2 protein-coding genes are annotated in these 1359 nt (G+C 66.7%); both read right to left on the reverse strand.

The genetic code is table 11. The features are described 5' to 3' along the window. Positions 1-922 (reverse strand): IucA/IucC family protein (locus A2I95_RS38330; RefSeq protein WP_291737643.1); only part of this gene is annotated, 922 nt, incomplete at its 3' end. A 48-nt stretch (positions 923-970) separates the two neighbouring features. Beyond that, positions 971-1359: ferric iron reductase (locus A2I95_RS38335; RefSeq protein WP_291737644.1), on the reverse strand; the 389-nt coding region annotated here is incomplete at its 5' end.

A 1359-nucleotide genomic window follows, 5' to 3' on the forward strand; every position in this document is an offset into this window, starting at 1 on the left:
CGCACACACCCGCCAGCCAGTTGGAGATCGCCGGGGCGACGGTGACGGATTCCGGCGCGAGGGTGCGCAGCGCGGAGGTGTTGCGCATCGCCATCGCGGTTTTCACATGGGCGCGGGAGGGGGTTTCGGCGTTCATCAGGGTCCGGACCGACTGGGTGGCCTTGTAAGCCTCGCCGATGGGACCGATTTCTAACAGCTGGCCGGATGTGCGCCATGTGTTGAACAACGGGTCGGGTTGCAGTCTGGCATGCTGCCAGGGATGCAGGGGCAGCAGGTTGTAATTGCCGAGCGGTGCGTTGTGCTGTTCCGCCAGCGCGGCGATACGGTGCCACTCGGCGGCTCCCAGCTCCTGCCCCCAGAAGTCCTCGTGCGGCAAGGATTGCTGTATCAGCGTGTGGTGGAACAGCACGCCCGTCAGGCGGAAGGTTTCGCCACCCTCCGGCCCGTAGGCGAGGTGGTCGGCATCGGTGAACCCGCTGCGGGCTTTGAAACAAGGGTGGTAGGGGTGGCCCTCGTACAGCGCGGTTTCCAGTGCGGAGCAGGGTAGGGAATGGCGCCGTGCCGCTGCCCGGGTCTGCAGCGCGGCCAGGTCGCTGAGGTGTTCGGTGTGGGCCAGATCGTCGCGCAGGGTTTCCATCGCGGGCGAAGGGTCTGCCACCGCTGCCAGAACATCCGCGGTGCAGGCGGGGCGCCAGGTGCCGCTGTCATGGATCTCAATACTGCCTTCCTGCAGCCTATAGCGGCCAAAGGCGCCGCGGCGTCCGCGGGCTCGGAACTGCGTCTGGCGCAGGCACCAGCCTACCGCTTGGCTGCGGTCCAATTGCAGTGATGCGGCCCAGCCCTCGCACAAAAGCGCCTCGCACAGCTGGCGCAGGACGCGGGGGGCGGAGATTGCGCGGCTTAAGGGTTCATGCAGGGACATCGGCACGCTCCTGCAGGGGCTGCGGCTGGGCCGCGGCGATGGGGTTCTTCATCTGCAGGAACATCCCTTCCTGCGCGGCGGTCTCCAGCTCATCCACGTTGTGGACGCGGGTTGCAACAACAGCGCGGGTTCGCTGGCCAGCCCGTCGCAGCCCAGACGGCGGATCACCGCAAAGATCTGGTTGACCACCAGGTAATAGGCCAGCCGTTGGTTGATGTGGCCGCGCGGGTAAACCAGCGCGGGCTGGCCTGCCAGTGACGGCTCCAGCGCGTTGAGGCGGGGGAAGGCGTCGCAGGCGATGAAATAGCCCTGGTTGTCACGGTAATAGCCGCGGGACGGCAGGCCGGTGCTGAGATCCAGCAGGCAGTTCTGCTGATGCGCCTCCAGCGCGATGCCGTGCCGGTCGTAGAGATCCAGCACCGGGTCCAGCATGCAGT

It is taken from the genome of Leisingera sp. F5, from assembly GCF_001593695.1.